This is a genomic window from Streptomyces sp. NPDC047042 (assembly GCF_040644035.1).
Taxonomy (GTDB): Bacteria; Actinomycetota; Actinomycetes; order Streptomycetales; family Streptomycetaceae; genus Streptomyces.
In genome coordinates this window covers 45612-61632 of sequence record NZ_JBEYVP010000030.1, presented here as the reverse complement: position 1 = coordinate 61632, position 16021 = coordinate 45612, and the positions used below count along the sequence as shown (strand labels likewise).

Annotated in this window: 13 protein-coding genes; 7 read left to right on the top strand and 6 right to left on the bottom strand. The window is 71.2% G+C overall.

Annotation, left to right across the window (positions count from 1 at the left end; all coding sequences use genetic code 11):
• Nucleotides 1-5: 5 nt before the first annotated feature.
• A complete protein-coding gene (locus ABZ855_RS31630) occupies nt 6-2045 on the bottom strand; it encodes a glycoside hydrolase family 2 TIM barrel-domain containing protein (protein WP_360812692.1) in 2040 nt (679 codons plus the stop codon).
• A 76-nt stretch (nt 2046-2121) separates the two neighbouring features.
• On the opposite strand from ABZ855_RS31630, the gene ABZ855_RS31625 reads away from it, so the two are divergent.
• Nucleotides 2122-3384: a cellulase-like family protein gene (locus ABZ855_RS31625; RefSeq protein ID WP_360812690.1), complete on the top strand. Its 1263-nt coding sequence runs from the start codon at nt 2122-2124 to the stop codon at nt 3382-3384.
• A 958-nt stretch (nt 3385-4342) separates the two neighbouring features.
• Here the strand turns inward: ABZ855_RS31625 and ABZ855_RS31620 are convergent.
• A complete protein-coding gene (locus ABZ855_RS31620; RefSeq protein WP_360812688.1) occupies nt 4343-5635 on the bottom strand; it encodes an ROK family protein in 1293 nt (430 codons plus the stop codon).
• Between the two features lie 206 nt (nt 5636-5841).
• On the opposite strand from ABZ855_RS31620, the gene ABZ855_RS31615 reads away from it, so the two are divergent.
• The 5 genes from ABZ855_RS31615 to ABZ855_RS31595 are packed head-to-tail and all read left to right on the top strand — an operon-like array spanning nt 5842 to nt 11104.
• Complete coding sequence (locus ABZ855_RS31615; protein ID WP_360812686.1) at nt 5842-7200, top strand: extracellular solute-binding protein; 1359 nt, start codon at nt 5842-5844, stop codon at nt 7198-7200.
• On the top strand, nt 7197-8183 hold the full coding sequence (locus ABZ855_RS31610) for a sugar ABC transporter permease (RefSeq protein WP_360812684.1): 987 nt from the start codon (nt 7197-7199) through the stop codon (nt 8181-8183). Before ABZ855_RS31615 ends, ABZ855_RS31610 begins: the two co-directional genes overlap by 4 nt.
• Complete coding sequence (locus tag ABZ855_RS31605) at nt 8180-9022, top strand: carbohydrate ABC transporter permease (protein ID WP_360812682.1); 843 nt, start codon at nt 8180-8182, stop codon at nt 9020-9022. Before ABZ855_RS31610 ends, ABZ855_RS31605 begins: the two co-directional genes overlap by 4 nt.
• A gap of 40 nt (nt 9023-9062) precedes the next feature.
• Nucleotides 9063-10088, top strand: coding sequence for a Gfo/Idh/MocA family oxidoreductase (locus ABZ855_RS31600; protein WP_360812680.1), 1026 nt, complete (start codon nt 9063-9065; stop codon nt 10086-10088).
• Nucleotides 10085-11104, top strand: a complete 1020-nt coding sequence (locus tag ABZ855_RS31595; RefSeq protein WP_360812678.1) for a Gfo/Idh/MocA family oxidoreductase — start codon at nt 10085-10087, stop codon at nt 11102-11104. Before ABZ855_RS31600 ends, ABZ855_RS31595 begins: the two co-directional genes overlap by 4 nt.
• 85 nt (nt 11105-11189) lie before the next feature.
• Here ABZ855_RS31595 and ABZ855_RS31590 read toward each other — a convergent pair whose 3' ends face one another.
• Genes ABZ855_RS31590 through ABZ855_RS31575 form a run of 4 tightly spaced genes read right to left on the bottom strand, consistent with a single transcriptional unit; the run spans nt 11190 to nt 14653 of the window.
• Nucleotides 11190-12023 (bottom strand): ABC transporter ATP-binding protein, encoded by an 834-nt coding sequence (locus tag ABZ855_RS31590; RefSeq protein WP_360812676.1) that lies wholly within the window; start codon nt 12021-12023, stop codon nt 11190-11192.
• A 13-nt stretch (nt 12024-12036) separates the two neighbouring features.
• Nucleotides 12037-12819 carry an ABC transporter permease subunit gene (locus tag ABZ855_RS31585; RefSeq protein WP_360812674.1) on the bottom strand — a complete coding sequence of 261 codons (783 nt, stop codon included), beginning with the start codon at nt 12817-12819 and terminating at the stop codon, nt 12037-12039.
• Complete coding sequence (locus ABZ855_RS31580; RefSeq protein WP_360812672.1) at nt 12816-13679, bottom strand: ABC transporter permease; 864 nt, start codon at nt 13677-13679, stop codon at nt 12816-12818. The genes ABZ855_RS31585 and ABZ855_RS31580 overlap by 4 nt, the downstream gene beginning before the upstream one ends.
• The gene (locus ABZ855_RS31575; protein ID WP_360812670.1) at nt 13676-14653 is read right to left on the bottom strand and encodes an ABC transporter substrate-binding protein; all 978 of its coding nucleotides are present in this window, start codon (nt 14651-14653) and stop codon (nt 13676-13678) included. The genes ABZ855_RS31580 and ABZ855_RS31575 overlap by 4 nt, the downstream gene beginning before the upstream one ends.
• A gap of 352 nt (nt 14654-15005) precedes the next feature.
• Between ABZ855_RS31575 and ABZ855_RS31570 the strand changes: the two genes are divergently transcribed.
• Complete coding sequence (locus ABZ855_RS31570; RefSeq protein ID WP_360812668.1) at nt 15006-15854, top strand: PaaX family transcriptional regulator C-terminal domain-containing protein; 849 nt, start codon at nt 15006-15008, stop codon at nt 15852-15854.
• Nucleotides 15855-16021 lie beyond the last annotated feature (167 nt).

Sequence of the window (16021 nt, the reverse complement as noted above, 5' to 3'; positions counted from 1 at the left end):
TCAGGTCATCGGCCCCTGGGGTTCACCGCCTTGCGGAACACGTCGTAGACGAGCTTGGGCCGCTCCTCGGTGAAGGTGACCAGGCCCATCACAGAGATGCCGTTGTAGTCCTGGTTGTAGCCGGCCCGCTGCTTGTAGTCCTTGAGCACCCAGTAGGTGAACCCGGCGACGAAGGCGCTGCGCGCCGTCACCTGCGCCCAGTGCGCGGTGAAGCTCGACGCCTGCCACTCCTCCGTGCCCTGGGTGGTGGCGGGCCCGTGGGTGCCGGCGATGGCCCAGGTGCCGTTCTCGGTGATCAGGATCGGCTTGTCGGGGTACTTCGCGTGGACCGCGTCCAGCGTGGGGCCGAGGTCGGCGTCCTTGCCGTAGAAGTAGCCGAAGTACTCGTTGAACCCGATCACGTCGGCGAGGTCGAAGGCGGGGTCGTTGCTGGTGTTGGAGGCCCAGGTGACGGGCCGGGCGGTCAGGTCCACCGCCTTCACCGCCGCCTTGAGGTCGGCGAGCCAGGCCCGGTAGACGGGGGCGCCGCCGGTGTCGATCTCCGACTCGTTCTGGAGTCCCCAGAGGATCACCGAGGGGTGGTTGTGCTGGTTCCAGGCCATGGTCAGGGCGAGGGCGCGGGCGAGGCCGTAGCGCTCGGTCTGGAGCTTTTCCTGGGCGGTGTTGAGCCACATGGTGTCGATGTCGTCCATCACCAGTACGCCGTGCTCGTCCGCCCAGTCGTAGACGTACGGGTGCCGGTTGTAGACGCAGTTGCGGACGAAGTTGGCGCCCAGCCTCGTGAGATGGCCCAGTTCGCGGTCGTACTCGGCCGGTGTCATCGCCCTGCCGTGCGCGGCGGTCTCCTCGTGCCAGTTGAGGCCCTTGAGGAACAGCGGCTTGCCGTCCAGCTTCAACTGGGCGTCGCTGATGGACAGTTCACGTACGCCGTACCGGGTGGAGAGCGTGTCCACCCGTGGGCCAAAGTGCCTCCCGGCGGTCAGGGTGGCGCGGGCGGTGAGCAGGTGCGGTGCGGCCGGGCTCCAGCGCGGGGCGTGGGGCACGGGGACCGGGACGCGTACGACGCCCGCCGACCGGGCGGCGATCCGGGCGGCGACCACGACGGGCCGGCCGCCGCTGCCCCGGCCGGGATCCAGCGTGAGGCGGCCGTCGAAGTCGACGTCGCTGCGGTTCTCGACGACCGCCCGCGCGTCGAGGCGGCCGCCCGCGCCGGCGACGAGCAGTTTGGCGATGGTGACCTGCGGGACCGCCTCGATCCAGGCGGACCGGGTGAGGCCCGCGTAGGGCCAGTAGTCGACGGGCTTGTACGGCAGCTCGTGGTCGTCCGTGACCGGCTGGGGAGCCGCGGCCGTGTAGTCGGTGTAGCTCGCCCGGCGGAAGACCCGGACGGCGAGCGTCTGGCGCGTACCCGGCCTCAGCGCCCCCGCCACCGGTAGCGCGAAGGGCGAGTTGGCGCCCTCGTGCTTGCCGAGATGCCTGCCGTCGAGCCAGACCTCGGCGCTGTATCCGGCCGCGAGAAAGGCGATGCGGATGTGCCGGGCACGCCAGGAGGCGGGCACGTCGACGGTGGTGCGGTACCAGGCGTAGCCGTCGCTGAAGGCGGTGCCCTTGGCGAAGGGGGCGTCCTGCGAGCCGAATCCGGGGGTGTCCAGGAGGTCCCAGGCCGCCGGGACGTCGATACGGCCCCACGCCCGGTCGTCGTGGTGCGCCAACTGCCAGCCCTCGTCGAGCCCCTGATCGGCGGGATCGAAGCGGAAGCGCCATTTCCGGTCCAGCGAGAGGTAGTCGCGGGTGGGCTCATGGGTGCGCCAGCCGTCGAAGGCGGGGAGGACCGCGCCGTACTGGAAGACGACGTTGGTGCCGCCGACGTCCCGCACATGGGTGCCGGAGGGTTCGGTGGCGGGGTGGGTGTCGAGCACCGGGGTTTCGAGCACCGGAGTGTTCGCGTCCTGCGCGGTCGCCGGCCAGGCCGGAAGGGCGACGAAGCCGAGGGCGCCGATCGCCGCGACGACGGTACGCCGGGACGGAGGGATGGATTCGGTCATGGCACCTGAGACTGGGGAGTCCCACCACCCCTGTCAAGCATTATTCATAAATAATGAATTGAGCTACCGTGCCTTCATGACCACACAGCAGCAAGCAATGGCCATCACCCTGTGGGACTTCAGCTGGTACACCCAGGCGGGCCCCGGCGAGCCGTTCGCCGACATCGACCGCGCCTTCACGGAGGCGGTGGAGCGGGGCTTCAACACCGTGCGCATCTGCGCGATGCCCTTCCTGCTGTTCTCCGGACGCGTCCCCGAGCCCGAGTCGCTCCAGGTCCGGGGACTGGGCGAGGAGTTCGGGCAGCGCACCCGCTGGTACAACGTGCGCGGCGGCTATCCGCTGGACGGCCGCCGCCGGCTCGTGGAGCTGTTCGAGGCAGCGGCCCGCCACGACTGCAAGGTGATCGTGTCCTCCTGGGAGTACCAGCAGTCACCCAGCTTCGCCGACACCGACACCTGGCACCGCGCCCTGGCCGAGGTCCCCGGCCCTGACCGCGCCGAGGCGGTGGCCGAAGCGCTCGCGGGGCTGCTCGACTTCCTCACCGAGCGCGGACTGGCCGGCCAGGTCGCCTACGTCGAGGTGCACAACGAGGTCGACAACTGCTCCCTCGTACCGCGCGACGGCGTCACCCACTACGCCTACCTGCACGGCCCTCTCGACCGTGCCGTGAAACTGCTGCAGGCCAGGCACCCCGGCATCCCCGTCACCTACTCACTGGGCGAACCCTGGCCGACCGAGATCGACGACCTGCCGCAGGGGGCGCACATCGCGCACTTCCACTTCTACGTCTACGGTGTGCTCGGCGCGCTGTACGAGGCGGTGGGCCTCGGACACGGCACCGAGGCGGCGCCCGAGACGGCCGCCTGGCCCACCCCCGAACTGGCCGCCATGCTGCGCCCGGACGCACCCGCCTTCGCCGACTACCAGCCGGACGAGCCCTGGCGGCTGGCCGCCACCGGGATTCCCCGCGAACTGTTCTACGCGCACGACTGGGTGGACCCCGACCGCTGGGACCTGTGGCTCTACGAGAACTACGCGGCGCACCGGGAGGCCATGCGGGAGACGCTGGCCGGCTGGGTCGACTCCGTCGCCGACTTCGCCCGCCGGCGTGGTGTCCCGGCCGTCCTCGGCGAGGGCGTCGTCGGCTACACGCCGCTGCTGACGCGCTTCGAGGACGACGCGGTCGGCAAGGACCTCGCCGAGTTCGTCGTCGACCGCTGCCTGGCAGCGGGCTTCCACGGGGTCGTCCTGACCTCCAACGCGGCCCCGCACCACCCCACTTGGCACACCGACCAGGCCTGGATGCGCCGGGTGAACGCCCGCATCACGGCAAGCTGAAAGGGCGGTGCCCAGGGTCCCTGCCCAGGCACAGGACCGCCGCAAGTCGGCAAGGCCGGCGGAGCCACGCGACGCGACAACCACCTCGCAAGCGGACGCCGATCGGGCCGGGGTGACACCGTTCGCCGCCGTCAACCCGACGCCCGCGATCGCGCCGGCCCACGGGGGCGTCGCCACGAAGGTGGGCACCGCCACACTCACCCAGCAACGCCCCACCCATCACACCAACGCCGAAGCCCGCGCCGGGCTGGGCTGGGCCGGAGCGCGCCGGGCCGGACCGGGGCCGAGCCGGGCCACGCCGGGCAGGGCCACGCCGGGCAGGCCGGGTTGGGTTGGGCCGGGCCGCGCCGGGCCGCGCCGGGTTGGGCCGGGCCGGGTTGGGTTGGGCCGGGCCGCGCCGGGCCGCGCCGGGTTGGGCCAGGTTGGGTTGGGCCAGGTTGGGTTGGGTTGGGTTGGGTTGGATCGGGTTGGGTCGGGCCGCGCCGGGCTGCGCCGGACCACGCCGACTCGGACCGGACCACGCCGAGCTGGACCGGACCGGGCCACGCAGGGCCGGACCGGGCCACGCAGGGCCGGACCACGCAGGGCCGGACCGGGCCAGGCCGGGCCAGGCCGGGCCAGGCCGAGCCAGGCCGAGCCAGGCCAGGCCGCGCCGGACCGGAAGTCCGAGGCTCTGATCGGGTCCGGCCTCCGCGTTCACCGAGGAATCCCCCGAAAGATCGGGGGAAGACCGTGCCCGAGCCCCACCCCTTCCCGCAGGCAGTGCTGGGCCCGCTCACCGGCGCCGCCGTCCTCCTGGTGGTGACCGTCGATCCCGGCAGGGAGCCGGTCGTACGGGAGTTGTTGTGCGACCCGATCCGCCGCCCGCGCCGGGACTGTACCCGAGGTCGGCGCCCGGGTCGCCGACGGCCTCCGACACCGCTCCGGCCGCGCCCCACGCGTAGCCGCGCAGGCAGCCCTACGAGGGGTTCGTGCCCGTCCCCGCGCCCTGCAGGCTCGTTGGACGGGTGCGGAGCACCTCCTCGACGGAGGCGAGGGCGAACCGTACCGCTCCGGTGATCACGGCCTCGTCGCCCAGGGCGGACAGGCGCCACCGGGGCAGGTCGACGAGGAGGCTGGCGGCTTCCTCCTCGGCGGCCGTCAACAGGAGTTGGGCCGCCGGGAGCAGCGCGGGTACCGGGAAGGGGCCGGTGCCGAGCACGACCAGCGCCGGGTCGAGGGCGAGCAGCACCGGGGCGATGCCCGCTGCCAGTCTTCGCCCGTACGACGTGACGGCCGCGCTCGCCTCCGGGTCCCCGGAGGCGGCGCCCCGGACGATGCCGGCGCCCGCGCGGCCCGGGGCCGCGTTGTCCGGGACGAGGGGTTCGAGGCCGGGCTGCGCCGAGGTGCTGCCGGGGAAGCGGATGAAGCCGATCTCCCCGGCCGCGCCGCGGTGTCCGCGCAGCAGGCGTCCTCCGGTGATGACTCCGGCGCCGAGGCGTTCGCCGAGCAGGACGAAGACCATTTCGTCGGCGGCGCCGCCGACTCCGCGCCACTGCTCGCCCAGCGCCGCGAGGTTGGCGTCGTTCTCCACGGCCACCGGGCAGCCGAGGGTGTCACCGAGGACGGTGACGATGTCCGCCTCGGCCCAGCCCTTGAGGTTGTCGGCCTGACGGATCCGGGTGTTGCTCCGGTTCACCAGACCGGGGGTGCCCACCGTCGCCGCCCACACGCTCCGCACGTCGGTTCCCGCGCGTTCGACGGCGCGCTGCACCACTCCGGTCACGGCGCGGGCCCGGGCCTCGCCGCCCAAATCGGCGCGCACCGCCCTGCGTTCGACGGCCACCGTCCGGCCGTCGAGGTCGGCGAGAGCGGCGCTCACCGACCGGGCCCGTACGTCCACGCCGACGACGTAACCGGCGTGCGGACGGAAGCGGAACCGGCGGGCCGGGCGGCCGGGCGACCGCTGGCCCCGCGCGGAGACGGCGGGTGCGACCTCGATGAGGCCGCGGTCGGTGAGTTCCTCGACGATCGCCTCGACCGTGGGGCGGGAGAGTCTGGTCGCCTCGGCCAGCGCGGCGAGCCTGGGGTGGGGGTCCGTCGAGCGGACGGCGGCGAGGACGGCCGCCGCGTTCGTGGCCCGCAGATCCGCGACGCCCACCACCGCGGGCAGTTCACTGCCCGGCGAGGGTGGCTGCGGCAGTCCACCGAGCGGCCACCACGTCTGTGGAGCGGGGGCCGTGGACGGGGAACGGTCCCTCGACGTGGCCAAGATCAACCTCCTGTGAAGCGGCGCGACGGGACCGGCGCGGACCGCCCCGACGATAACAATCCAGCCATGAGTGCTTGACGCGTACCGGACCCACTCCGATTATAAAACGCAACTGCGTTATCGAACTACGGCGCCTCACGCCCCTTTCCTCCTTCCTGGCTCCCCACAGTCCCGTCGTGCCTGTCCTGTCATGCCCAGGAGACCTCATGAGCCCCAGCACGTCGTCCACGTCGTCCCCATCGTCCCTGTCGAGACGCACCTTCCTCGCGGCCACCGGCGCACTCGGCGCCGCCGCGCTCACCGCCTGCAGTGATCTGACCCCGGGCGCCTCGTCGTCCGACAAGAGCAGCAGCGGCCCCGCCTCCACGGCCGTGCCCACCGACAAGATCACCCTGGTGGTCGCCGACGCCGACGACACCACCATGACCCCGGGCCTGATCGCGGCCTTCCGCGAGAAGCACCCCAACATCACCGTCAAGCGCCAGTACACCGGCTGGGACGACTACCTCAAGAGCATCAACACCACGATGTCCGCCGACAGCGCCCCCGACATCGCCCAGTTCACCTCCGGCATGCAGAACCTCGTCCCCGGACGGCTGCTGCTCAAGGTCGGCGAGTACGGCAAGGCGTACGGCTGGGCGGGAAAGTTCCCCGGCCTGGACCAGATCACTCTCACTCAGGACGGCAGAACCGTCGGCACCGGTGACTTGTACGGGGTGGGCGCGGGCCTGTCCTTCGAAGGCCTCTACTACAACAAGGACAAGGCGAAGAAGCTCGGTCTGACCGTCCCGCCGGCCACCCTGGCGGAGTTGGAGGCCCTGTTCGCCAAGGCCAGGGCGGCCGGGGAGACCGCGCTGGTCGCAGGCAACCTCGACGGCGGGCTCAACCACCCCTTCAACGTGCTGCTCTCGGCGTATCTCGATCCGAAGGACCGCGAGGCGTGGGCCTTCGGCCACAAGGGCGCCACCATCGAGCTGCCGGAGGCGAAAACCGCGGCCGAGACACTGCTGCGGTGGGTGGACAAGGGGTATGTCACCCCGAAGGTGAACGGTGTCAGCGACAACGACGCCACCGCCGCGTTCGCCAAGGGCCAGGGTGTCTTCCGGATCAGCGGGAACTGGGCCGCCGCCGCGGTGGCCAAGGGGCTGGGCGAGCAGGCCGGATACTTCAACATGCCGCCCGTCACCGCCGGCGGAAAGGTCAGAACGACCGGCGCCGGCGTGTACTACTGCGTGTCCAGCAAGTCCCGCAACGCCGCCGCGGCCGCCGCGTTCCTCGACTTCGCCGCCGGCGCACAGGCCGCCGCCGTCACCGCCAAGGCGGGCTTCATGGCTCCCGACGCGGGCGCCATGCCGAGCCAGAGCGGCCTTCTCGCCGACGTCCAGCAGGGCTGGCAGGCGATCGTCAAGGACGCCGGACTGCAGCCCTTCATCCAGAACTCCTCCACCCCGACGATGGGCGACACACTCACCACCCAACTGCAGCTACTGGTCGGCGGCAGGGCCACCCCGGAGAAGTTCCTGGCCGGGCTCCAGACGGACTACGAGAACTACCACAACAAGTGACCACTGCCGACCGCCGACTTGTCGATCCCGCCCGCGCTCCCCGCGCCCCGCGTCCGGCGGAGCGCGGCGCGGCGGACCACACCCCGCGCGGGGCCCTTCGTACGGCGCGCTCCGGCCGCCGCCGACGTCGGGCCGTGGCGTTCCTGTACCTGCTGCCGGCCCTGCTGCCCTACACGCTCTTCGCCGTGCTGCCGACGCTGCACACCGCCTACCTCTCCCTGTTCGACTGGGACGGGGTGACCCTCCCGTCCTTCGTCGGCCTCGACAACTACCGCCGTATCGTCGACGACCCCCAACTGCGCGCCGCCGCCTGGCACGCCGGGGCGCTGATCCTCTTCTTCTCCGTGCTGCCGATCTGCGTCGGGCTGGTCGCGGCGGCGATCGTGTCCCGGCGGGCCGGGCGCCGGGGTACCGGCCTGGTCCGTACGGTGCTGTTCCTGCCCCAGGTCATCCCGCTGGTCGCGGTGGGCATCCTGTGGCGCTGGGTGTACGCCGAGGACGGCATCCTCAACCAGGCGCTGCGGGCGGTCGGTCTGGGCGGGCTCGCCGACGCCTGGCTGGGCAGTTTCACCTGGGCCCTGCCTGCCGTGGGGCTCATCGGGACCTGGGTCGTGTCGGGCCTGTGCATGGTGCTGTTCCTGTCCGGGACCCAGCGCATCGACCAGGAGATCTACGAGGCGGCGCGGATGGACGGGGCGGGCCCGGTAAGGGAGTTCGTGTCGATCACCGTCCCGCTGCTGCGGCCGGAGTTCGCGGTGGCGCTGTCCATCACCGTGATCGCGGCCCTGTCCAGCTTCGACCTCGTCTACATCACCACCGGCGGAGGCCCGGGCAACAGCACCGTCGTCCCCGGCATCCTCATCTACCGGCTGGCCTTCGGAGGCGGCGCCGTCGGGGTGGCGAGCGCGCTGGCGATCGTCCTGACGGCGGTCATCTCGGTCGCCGTGCTGGTGATCAACCGGCTGTCCAGGGAGGCACCGTGACCTCGCCGACCTCGCCGACGAGAGCGGTCGCGGGACGCTTCGCGGCGCCCGTCGTCCTCGCGGTCTTCATGGCCGTCGTCCTCGTGCCGTTCGCCTCGCTGCTGCTGGCGGCGCTGCAGCCGGCGGGCGCCCCGCTGACCGGTTTCGCCCTGCCGGACGGGCTGCATCTGGAGAACTTCTCCCGCGCCTGGTCGGCGGCGGGGTTCGGGACGCTGCTGCGGTCGAGTGTGGTGATCGCGGTGTGCGTGGTGCCGGCCGCGGTGGTGTGCGCGACGCTGGCCGGGTACGCGCTGGCGACGCTGGACGTCCCCGGCCGGGGGCGGCTCTACGCGTATCTGCTGCTCGGCCTGTCCATCCCGACCGAGGGCACGGTCATCCCGCTCTACTACGACCTGCGCGCCGTGGGACTGACGAACACCGTGCCGGGGCTGGCCCTCGCGGAGATCGGCGCGTTCATGCCGTTCGGGGTGTTCTGGATGCGCGCCCACTTCGCGACGATGCCGCGCAGCCTGATCGAGGCGGCGCGGCTGGACGGTGCCTCGTCGTGGGCGACGCTCTGGCGGATCCTGCTGCCCAGTTCCCGCCCGGCGGTGACCACGCTGGGCGTCCTGTACTTCGTGTGGAGCTGGAACCAGTTCCTGCTTCCCCTCATCCTGATCCAGGACCCGGCCCGCCGTACGGCCCCCGCCGGACTGGGCTTCTTCACCGGGCGGTTCGGCGTCGACGTGCCGCTGCTCGCCGCGGCGACCCTGATCGTGATCGCCCCGGTGGTGCTCGTCTATCTGTTCTTCCAGCGGCATTTCATCAGTGGCGTGCTCAGCGGCGCCCTCAAGGGCTGACCGCGCACATGAACGAACGCACCGGAGGTCGGAGATTTCCATGGCAGAACTCGAAGTCGCGCTGATCGGCGCGGGCGGCATCGCCCGCACTCATCTGCCCGCGTGGACCGCCCTCGGCGCGCGGGTTCGTCTCTACGCGCCCGACGGCCAGGCGCCGGCCCTGGCCCGCGAGTTCGGCGCGACGTCCGTGGGCTCACTGCGCGAGGCGATCACCGGCGCCGAGGTGGTGGACGTGTGCACGCCGACCGACAGCCACCGGGAGATCACGCTGGCCGCCGTAGCGGCCGGGGCCCATGTCCTGTGCGAGAAGCCGCTCGCGCTCACCGCCGCCGAGGCCGGGGAGATGGCCGACGCGGCGGAGGCGGCCGGGGTGCTGCTGTACCCGGGTCACGTGGTGCGCTTCTTCCCCGCCTACGCGCGGCTGCGCGACCTGGTCGCCGGGGGTGGCCTCGGCCGGGTGGCGGTCGCCCGGTTCACCCGTACCGGCCGTTATCCCACCTGGAGCGACTGGTTCGCCGATCCGGCGCGTTCCGGGGGGATCCTGACGGACCAGATGATCCACGACATGGACATCGCCCGCTGGCTCTTCGGCGACGTCGTCCGGGTGCACGCGTGGCAGCGGGGGCATCTCACCGCGCCGGCCCCGGAGGACGCGGTCGCCACCGGGACCGCCGTGCTCACCCACGCGGGCGGCACGATCACCCAGGTCGTGGGGGTGTGGGGGCCGCCGGCGACACCGTTCCGTACGACGTTCCACGTGTCGGGCACCGGCGGGACCGTGCAGCACGATTCGCAGGCCCATTCCGAGCTGCGGATCACCGGTGCGGTGTCCGGCGGACCGGCGGCGGGCATACCGGGCGGGGATTTCGGGGAGTCGCCCTACCTGACCCAGATCCGCGAGTTCGCCGAGGCGTTCACGGGCGGACCGCGACCCCGGGTGAGCGGCCGGGACGGCGTGGCGGCCGTCCGTATCGCCGAGGCCGCCGCCGAGTCCGCCCGTACGGGGAGGGCCGTGGAACTCGGCGCGGGCGCAACGACCGTACTCACGGAGGGAATCGACCAGTGAGAGTCGCCGTACTGTCCTTCGCCCATCTGCACGCCGCGGCCTACATCCAGTTGCTGCGCGACCGCGAGGGCGTCGAACTGATCACCGCGGATCCCGAGGCCCCGCCCGGCGACCCCACCCGTGGCCGGAGCCTCGCCGAACGGCTGAACGCGGACTACGTCGACACCTGGGACGAGGTGTTCGCGCTGCGCCCCGACGCCGTCGTGGTCACCAGCGAGAACGCCCGCCACCGGACGCTGGTCGAGCGGGCCGCCGCGACCGGGGCGCATGTGCTGTGCGAGAAGCCCCTCGCGACGACGGAGGCGGACGCCCAGGCCATGATCGACGCCTGCGCCCGGGCGGGGGTGCGGCTGATGACCGCGTATCCGGTGCGGTTCAGTCCCGCTTTCACGGCTCTGCGCCGGGCGCTGGCCGAGGGCTCGCTCGGCGGGCTGATCAGTGTCCACGGCGCCAACAACGGTTCGAATCCGGCCCGTTCGCATCCCTGGTTCGGCGACCCGGAGCTGGCGGGTGGCGGAGCGCTGGCCGACCACACCGTCCATATGGCCGACCTCGTGGACGCGCTCCTGGACGGCGAGCAGGCGGCGGAGGTGTACGCCCAGGCGAACAGCGTCCTCGACGACGGCGGGTCCACGCCGGAGGTGGAGACCGCGGGGCTCGTCACCATCCGGTACCCCAGCGGGCTGGTCACGGCCGTGGACGCCAGCTGGAGTCATCCGCCGGACCACCCGACCTGGGGCGGGCTCGCGATGACCTGCGTCGCCGAGAAGGCGATCGTGGAGTTCGACGCCTTCCCCCCGCTGCTCGACGGCTTCGACTCCACCACCGGCCGAGGCCGTTGGGAGGCGGGCGGCGCCGATCTGGACGCCGCCATGCTCGACGAGTTCCTCGACGCCGTACGCACGGGACGGCGCCCCTCCCCCGACGGCGAGGCGGGCCTGCGCACGCTGCGAATCGTGCTGGCCGCCTACGAGTCGCTGCGCACCGGGCAGCCGGTCGCACTGCCGGTGGGGTGAGAGCGGGGCGGCGGTGCGGGCGCCGCGCCTCGTTCCGGGGGCGCGGCGCCTCGTCGTCGTCCGGCGAGGCAGACGGGGAGGCCGCTCAGTGTTCGGTCTTCTGGAGGGTGGGCTCGGGTACGCGGTCGGCGACGGGGGCGTCCGTTTCGGCGCCCGGGTGTTTCGCCCGCTGGATCTGTTCGTAGACGTGGGCGCGCAGTTCGGCGAAGCGGGGGCTGGAGCGGGTGTGCAACTGGTCGCGTTCGTCGGGGAGGTCGATGGTGAGGTCCTCCTGTACGACGGTCGGCGACTTGGACAGGATGATGGTGCGCTGACCGAGGTAGACCGCCTCGTCGATGTCGTGGGTGACGAACAGGACGGTGACGCCGAGTTCGCGCCACAGGCGGCGGATGAGGTCCTCGAGTTCGGCGCGGGTCTGGGCGTCGACGGCCGCGAAGGGCTCGTCCATGAGCAGGACCTTCGGTTCGAAGGCGACGGCGCGGGCGATGGCGACGCGCTGCTGCATACCGCCCGACAGCTGCCAGGGGTAGGCCTGGTGGGCGTCGGCCAGGCCGACCACCTCCAGCGCGTGGTCCACGAGTTCCTGTGTCCTGGCCTTGCCGAGCTTCTTGTTGCGCAGGGGCAGGGCGACGTTGTCGCGGACGTTCATCCAGGCGAACAGGGAGCGGCCGTACTCCTGGAAGACCACCGCCATGCCGGGCGGGGGTCCGTCGACCGGGCGTCCGTCCAGGAGCACTTCGCCGGAGGTGGGGGTGAGCAGGCCCGCCATGCACTTCAGCAGCGTGGTCTTGCCGCATCCCGAGGGGCCGACCAGGCAGACGAGTTCACCGGCGGCGAGCTCGAACGTCAGGTTCCGTACGGCTTCGACGCTTCGGTTCCGTCCGGTGTAGATCTTCTGCAGGTTGCGTACGTCGAGCATCGACGGCTCCGTTTCAGGGGTTGCGCTGGGCGCGGCGCAGGCCGTGGTACCAGGCCAGGACCCGGTTCTCGGCCAACCGGAAGAGCAGGGAGAGGAGGAAGCCGAGGATGCCGAGCAGCAGGACCCCGCTCCACATCTCGGGGATGGCGAACGAGCGCTGGAACTGCACGATCGTGAAGCCCAGGCCGTTGCTGGCGGCGAACATCTCGCTGATGACCATGAGGATGATCCCGATCGACAGCGACTGGCGCATACCGGTGACGATCTGCGGGCTCGCCGCGCGCAGCACCAGGTGCCGCAGCCGGGCCGTGCCGGTGATGCCGTAGGAGCGGCAGGTGTCGCTGAGCACCTCGTCGACGGCGCGGACGCCCTCAACAGTGTTGAGCAGGATCGGCCATACGCAGCCGCTGACGATGACGATCACCTTCATGGTGTCGCCGATGCCCGCGAACAGCATGATCACGGGCACGAGTACGGGCGGGGGGATGGCCCGGAAGAGTTCGAGGACGGGTTCGAGGACGTCCCGGACGGCGCGCCGCATCCCGACCAGCAGGCCGAGGCCCACTCCGACCACCACCGCGAGGAGATAGCCGGCGGTCAGGCGCAGCAGACTCGGGACGACGTCGGACATCAGCCGCTCTCCCGTCCAGACCTTCCCGAAGGCTTCCAGGATGGTGGACAGCGGCGGGACGTAGAAGTCGGTGCTGTCGGCGGTGGCGAACCACCACACGGCGAACAGGACGGCGGGCAGGCCCAGGACCAGCAGGGCGCGTCGCAGGACGGTGAGGACGGTCATGAGGCAGCCACCTCTGTGCGTACGGACTGGTGCCAGTGCAGTGCCCGTCGCTCGACCGCGCGTGCCACGAGGTTGACGGCGACGCCGAGCAGGCCGGTGACCAGGACTAGGGCGTAGACCCGCGGCACGGCTCCGGACGTCTGGGCGACGGCGATCTCGTTGCCGAGTCCGGGTGCGCCGATGACGAGTTCGGTGGTGACGGCGAGGATGAGCGCGACGGTGGCGGCCAGCCGTACGCCCGTCATCACATACGGCAGGGCGGTGGGCCACATGACGTGGCGCAGCCGTCCCCAGGTGCCGAGCCGGTAGCTGCGGGCGGTGTCGTCCGCGACCGGGTCGACGTCCTGGATGCCGGCCAGGACCTGGACGAGGACCTGCCAGAAGGAGGCGTACACGACGAGCAGCAGCTTCGACCTGAGGTCGGCGCCGTAGAGGAGGACGGCGACGGGGATCAGGGCGACCGACGGGATGGGGCGCAGGAACTCGATGGTGGAGGCGGTGACCGCGCGCAGGACGGGTACGGCGCCGATGACCAGTCCGGTGGCCACACCCGCCACGACGGAGATGGCCAGGCCCAGGCCCCAGCCGGTGAGAGTGTCGCCGAGAGCGGTCCAGAAGGTCTGTTCGGCGAGCAGTTGCCACAGCGCGCGGAAGGTCTCCGAGGCCGGTGGCAGATAGTCGGCCGACACCAGGCCGGTGTGCGGCAGGACTTGGAGTACGGCGACGAGCCCGGCGATTCCGGCCAGTCCGCGCAGGGGGGTGATGGCCCCCTCGGGGAGCCGCCGGGCGGGGGCCCCGCCGGGCCCGGTGACGGTTTCGGCGGGGCGGGTCACCTCGGTGGTGACAGCGGAGCGGGTCATGAGAAGAGGGCGTTCAGGTCGGGCTTCTTGCCGTCGAAGAGGCCGTCCGCCTCACCGAGGGAGGCCAGCTTCTGCAGCGAGGCCAGGTCGATCGCGGTGGGCCAGGCGGGCAGCGTGAGCTTGTCCAGGACGTCGCCGCCGATCTTCGTGTAGGTGGTGAGGATCTGGCGTGCCTCGTCGGGGTGGTCGGTGGCGTACTGGAGCGACTCGCTCATCGCCGCGGCGAACTTCTTCACCAGGTCGGGGTTCTGCTTGGCGAGCTTGGTGGAGGTGAAGTAGGTCGCGACGGTGAGCTTGGGGTCCGTCTCGGCGAACGGCGAGGCCACCACGCGGGCACCCTGCGCTTTGGCCATGGTCATCGCGGGATCGCCCATCCAGGCGGCGTCCACCCGTCCGCCGTCCAGCGCGGCCGGCATCTGGTCGAACGGCATCTCGACGAACTTGACCTTGGACGCGTCGCCCCCGGCCAGCCGTACGGACTCACGCACCGTGGTGGACCCGATGTTCTGCAGGGTGTTGACGGCGACCGTGCGCCCGGCGAGGTCCTTGGCCGACTTGATCGAGCTGTCCTTCTTGACGGCCACACCGGTGACGTCCGCCCCGACCTTGCCGTTGGAGGCCGCGCCGTTGACCACGGACTTGATGGGTACGCCCTTGACCTGGGCGATCATCAGCGACGTGGTGTTGCTGAACCCGAACTGGAACTGGTCGCTCACCACACCGGGGATGATCGCCGCGCCGCCCTGGGCGCTCACCATCTCCAGCTGGATGCCTCTGCTGCTGAAGAACCCCTTCTTCTGGCCGAGATAGAGCGGGGCCACGTCGATGATCGGGATGATGCCGACCTTGACCTGCGTGGTCTTGTCGCCGTTCGACGACGACGAACCGCTTTCGGCCGGATCCGAGGACCCGCATCCGGCCACGCCGACGACCGTGATCACTACTGCGGCAAGCCCGAGAACGCGCCTTTGCATGGGCCTCTCCTGACGGGAGCAACGCTGAATGGGTGAACGCCCCGAGGTGACGGAACGCCGTGGACGGAACGAGGTCGACGGAACGAGTCGGCGGACCCGCGAACCGAATGTTGTGCACTTTATTGACGGCCGCAATGTACACGCCTAGGTTCGCGCTGTCAGCACTCCGGACAAGACCGGCTCCGAGAACTTCGACGAGCCTGGCCACGGCCCAACAGGGCCCGGACAAAAGGGAGTTTGCGTCCATGCAGCTCAGCGCGAGAATCAGCGGCCTCGTCGGCCCGACAACCCCGTGACCTGGCCCGTCCCCCCTGGCGCCGATGACCGGCAGGGCGGCCGTACCCTTTCCGACGTGCACGACGAGAATCCACAGGCCGCCGGGGAGACCTCCGCCGGACCACAGCTGCGCCCGCAGTCGCTTCTGTTCGCCTTCTTCGGCAGTTACGTTCTGGACGAGGGGCTCGGGCATGTGTACTCGGGCAGCATCATCGATGTCCTCGCCCGGGCCGGGGTGGGGGAACACGCCGTCCGCTCCACCCTCACCCGCATGGTCAACCGGGGTCTGCTCCAGCGTCAGCGCCAGGGGCGCAGGATGCACTTCGGGCTGACCGCGCAGACGGAGGAGATCCTCCTGGACGGCAAGCGGCGTCTGTGGCAGACCGGCGCCGTCAACGCCGACTGGGACGGCACCTGGACGCTGCTCGGCTTCTCGCTGCCCGAGTCCTGGCAGCGTCAGCGGCACGATCTGCGCTCCCGGCTCACCTGGTCGGGCTTCGGCGCCCTGTACAGCGGGCTGTGGATCGCGCCCGGTGACGTCGACGCCTCCTCGCTCGTCTCCGAGCTGGGCCTCGCCGCCCACGTCAAGATCTTCCACGCGACCGCCGACGAAGCCACCGACATCGGCCTGATGATCCGGGACACCTGGGACCTCGGCGGCGTCGGCGCCCGCTACGCCGACTTCGACAAGCGCTGGCGCGCCTGGCCGGGCGTCGACTCCGGCGACCCGCTCGGTGTCCGGCTGCACGTGATCAGCGAATGGCTGGACACGATCCGCACGGACCCCCGGCTGCCGGCCCGCCATCTGCCCCCCGACTGGCCGGCCCGCGCGGCCCAGAAGACCTTCCACCGCGTCGCCCACGAGACCGAGGCCCCCGCCCACCGGATGGTCACCGAACTCCTGGCGACACAGTCCAGTGCCTAGCCGCCGGAGATGTCGTTCATGGCGGGACAGCAACGCACCCAATGATCACGTATCGGTAAAACGATCCAATGGACACACGTATGAAGTAATGATGACCCCTTCGGCCGGAATGACGATGGGGGAGTCACCAAGTGCCCAGCAGTCAGTACAAGTTGGCGGCGTTTGTC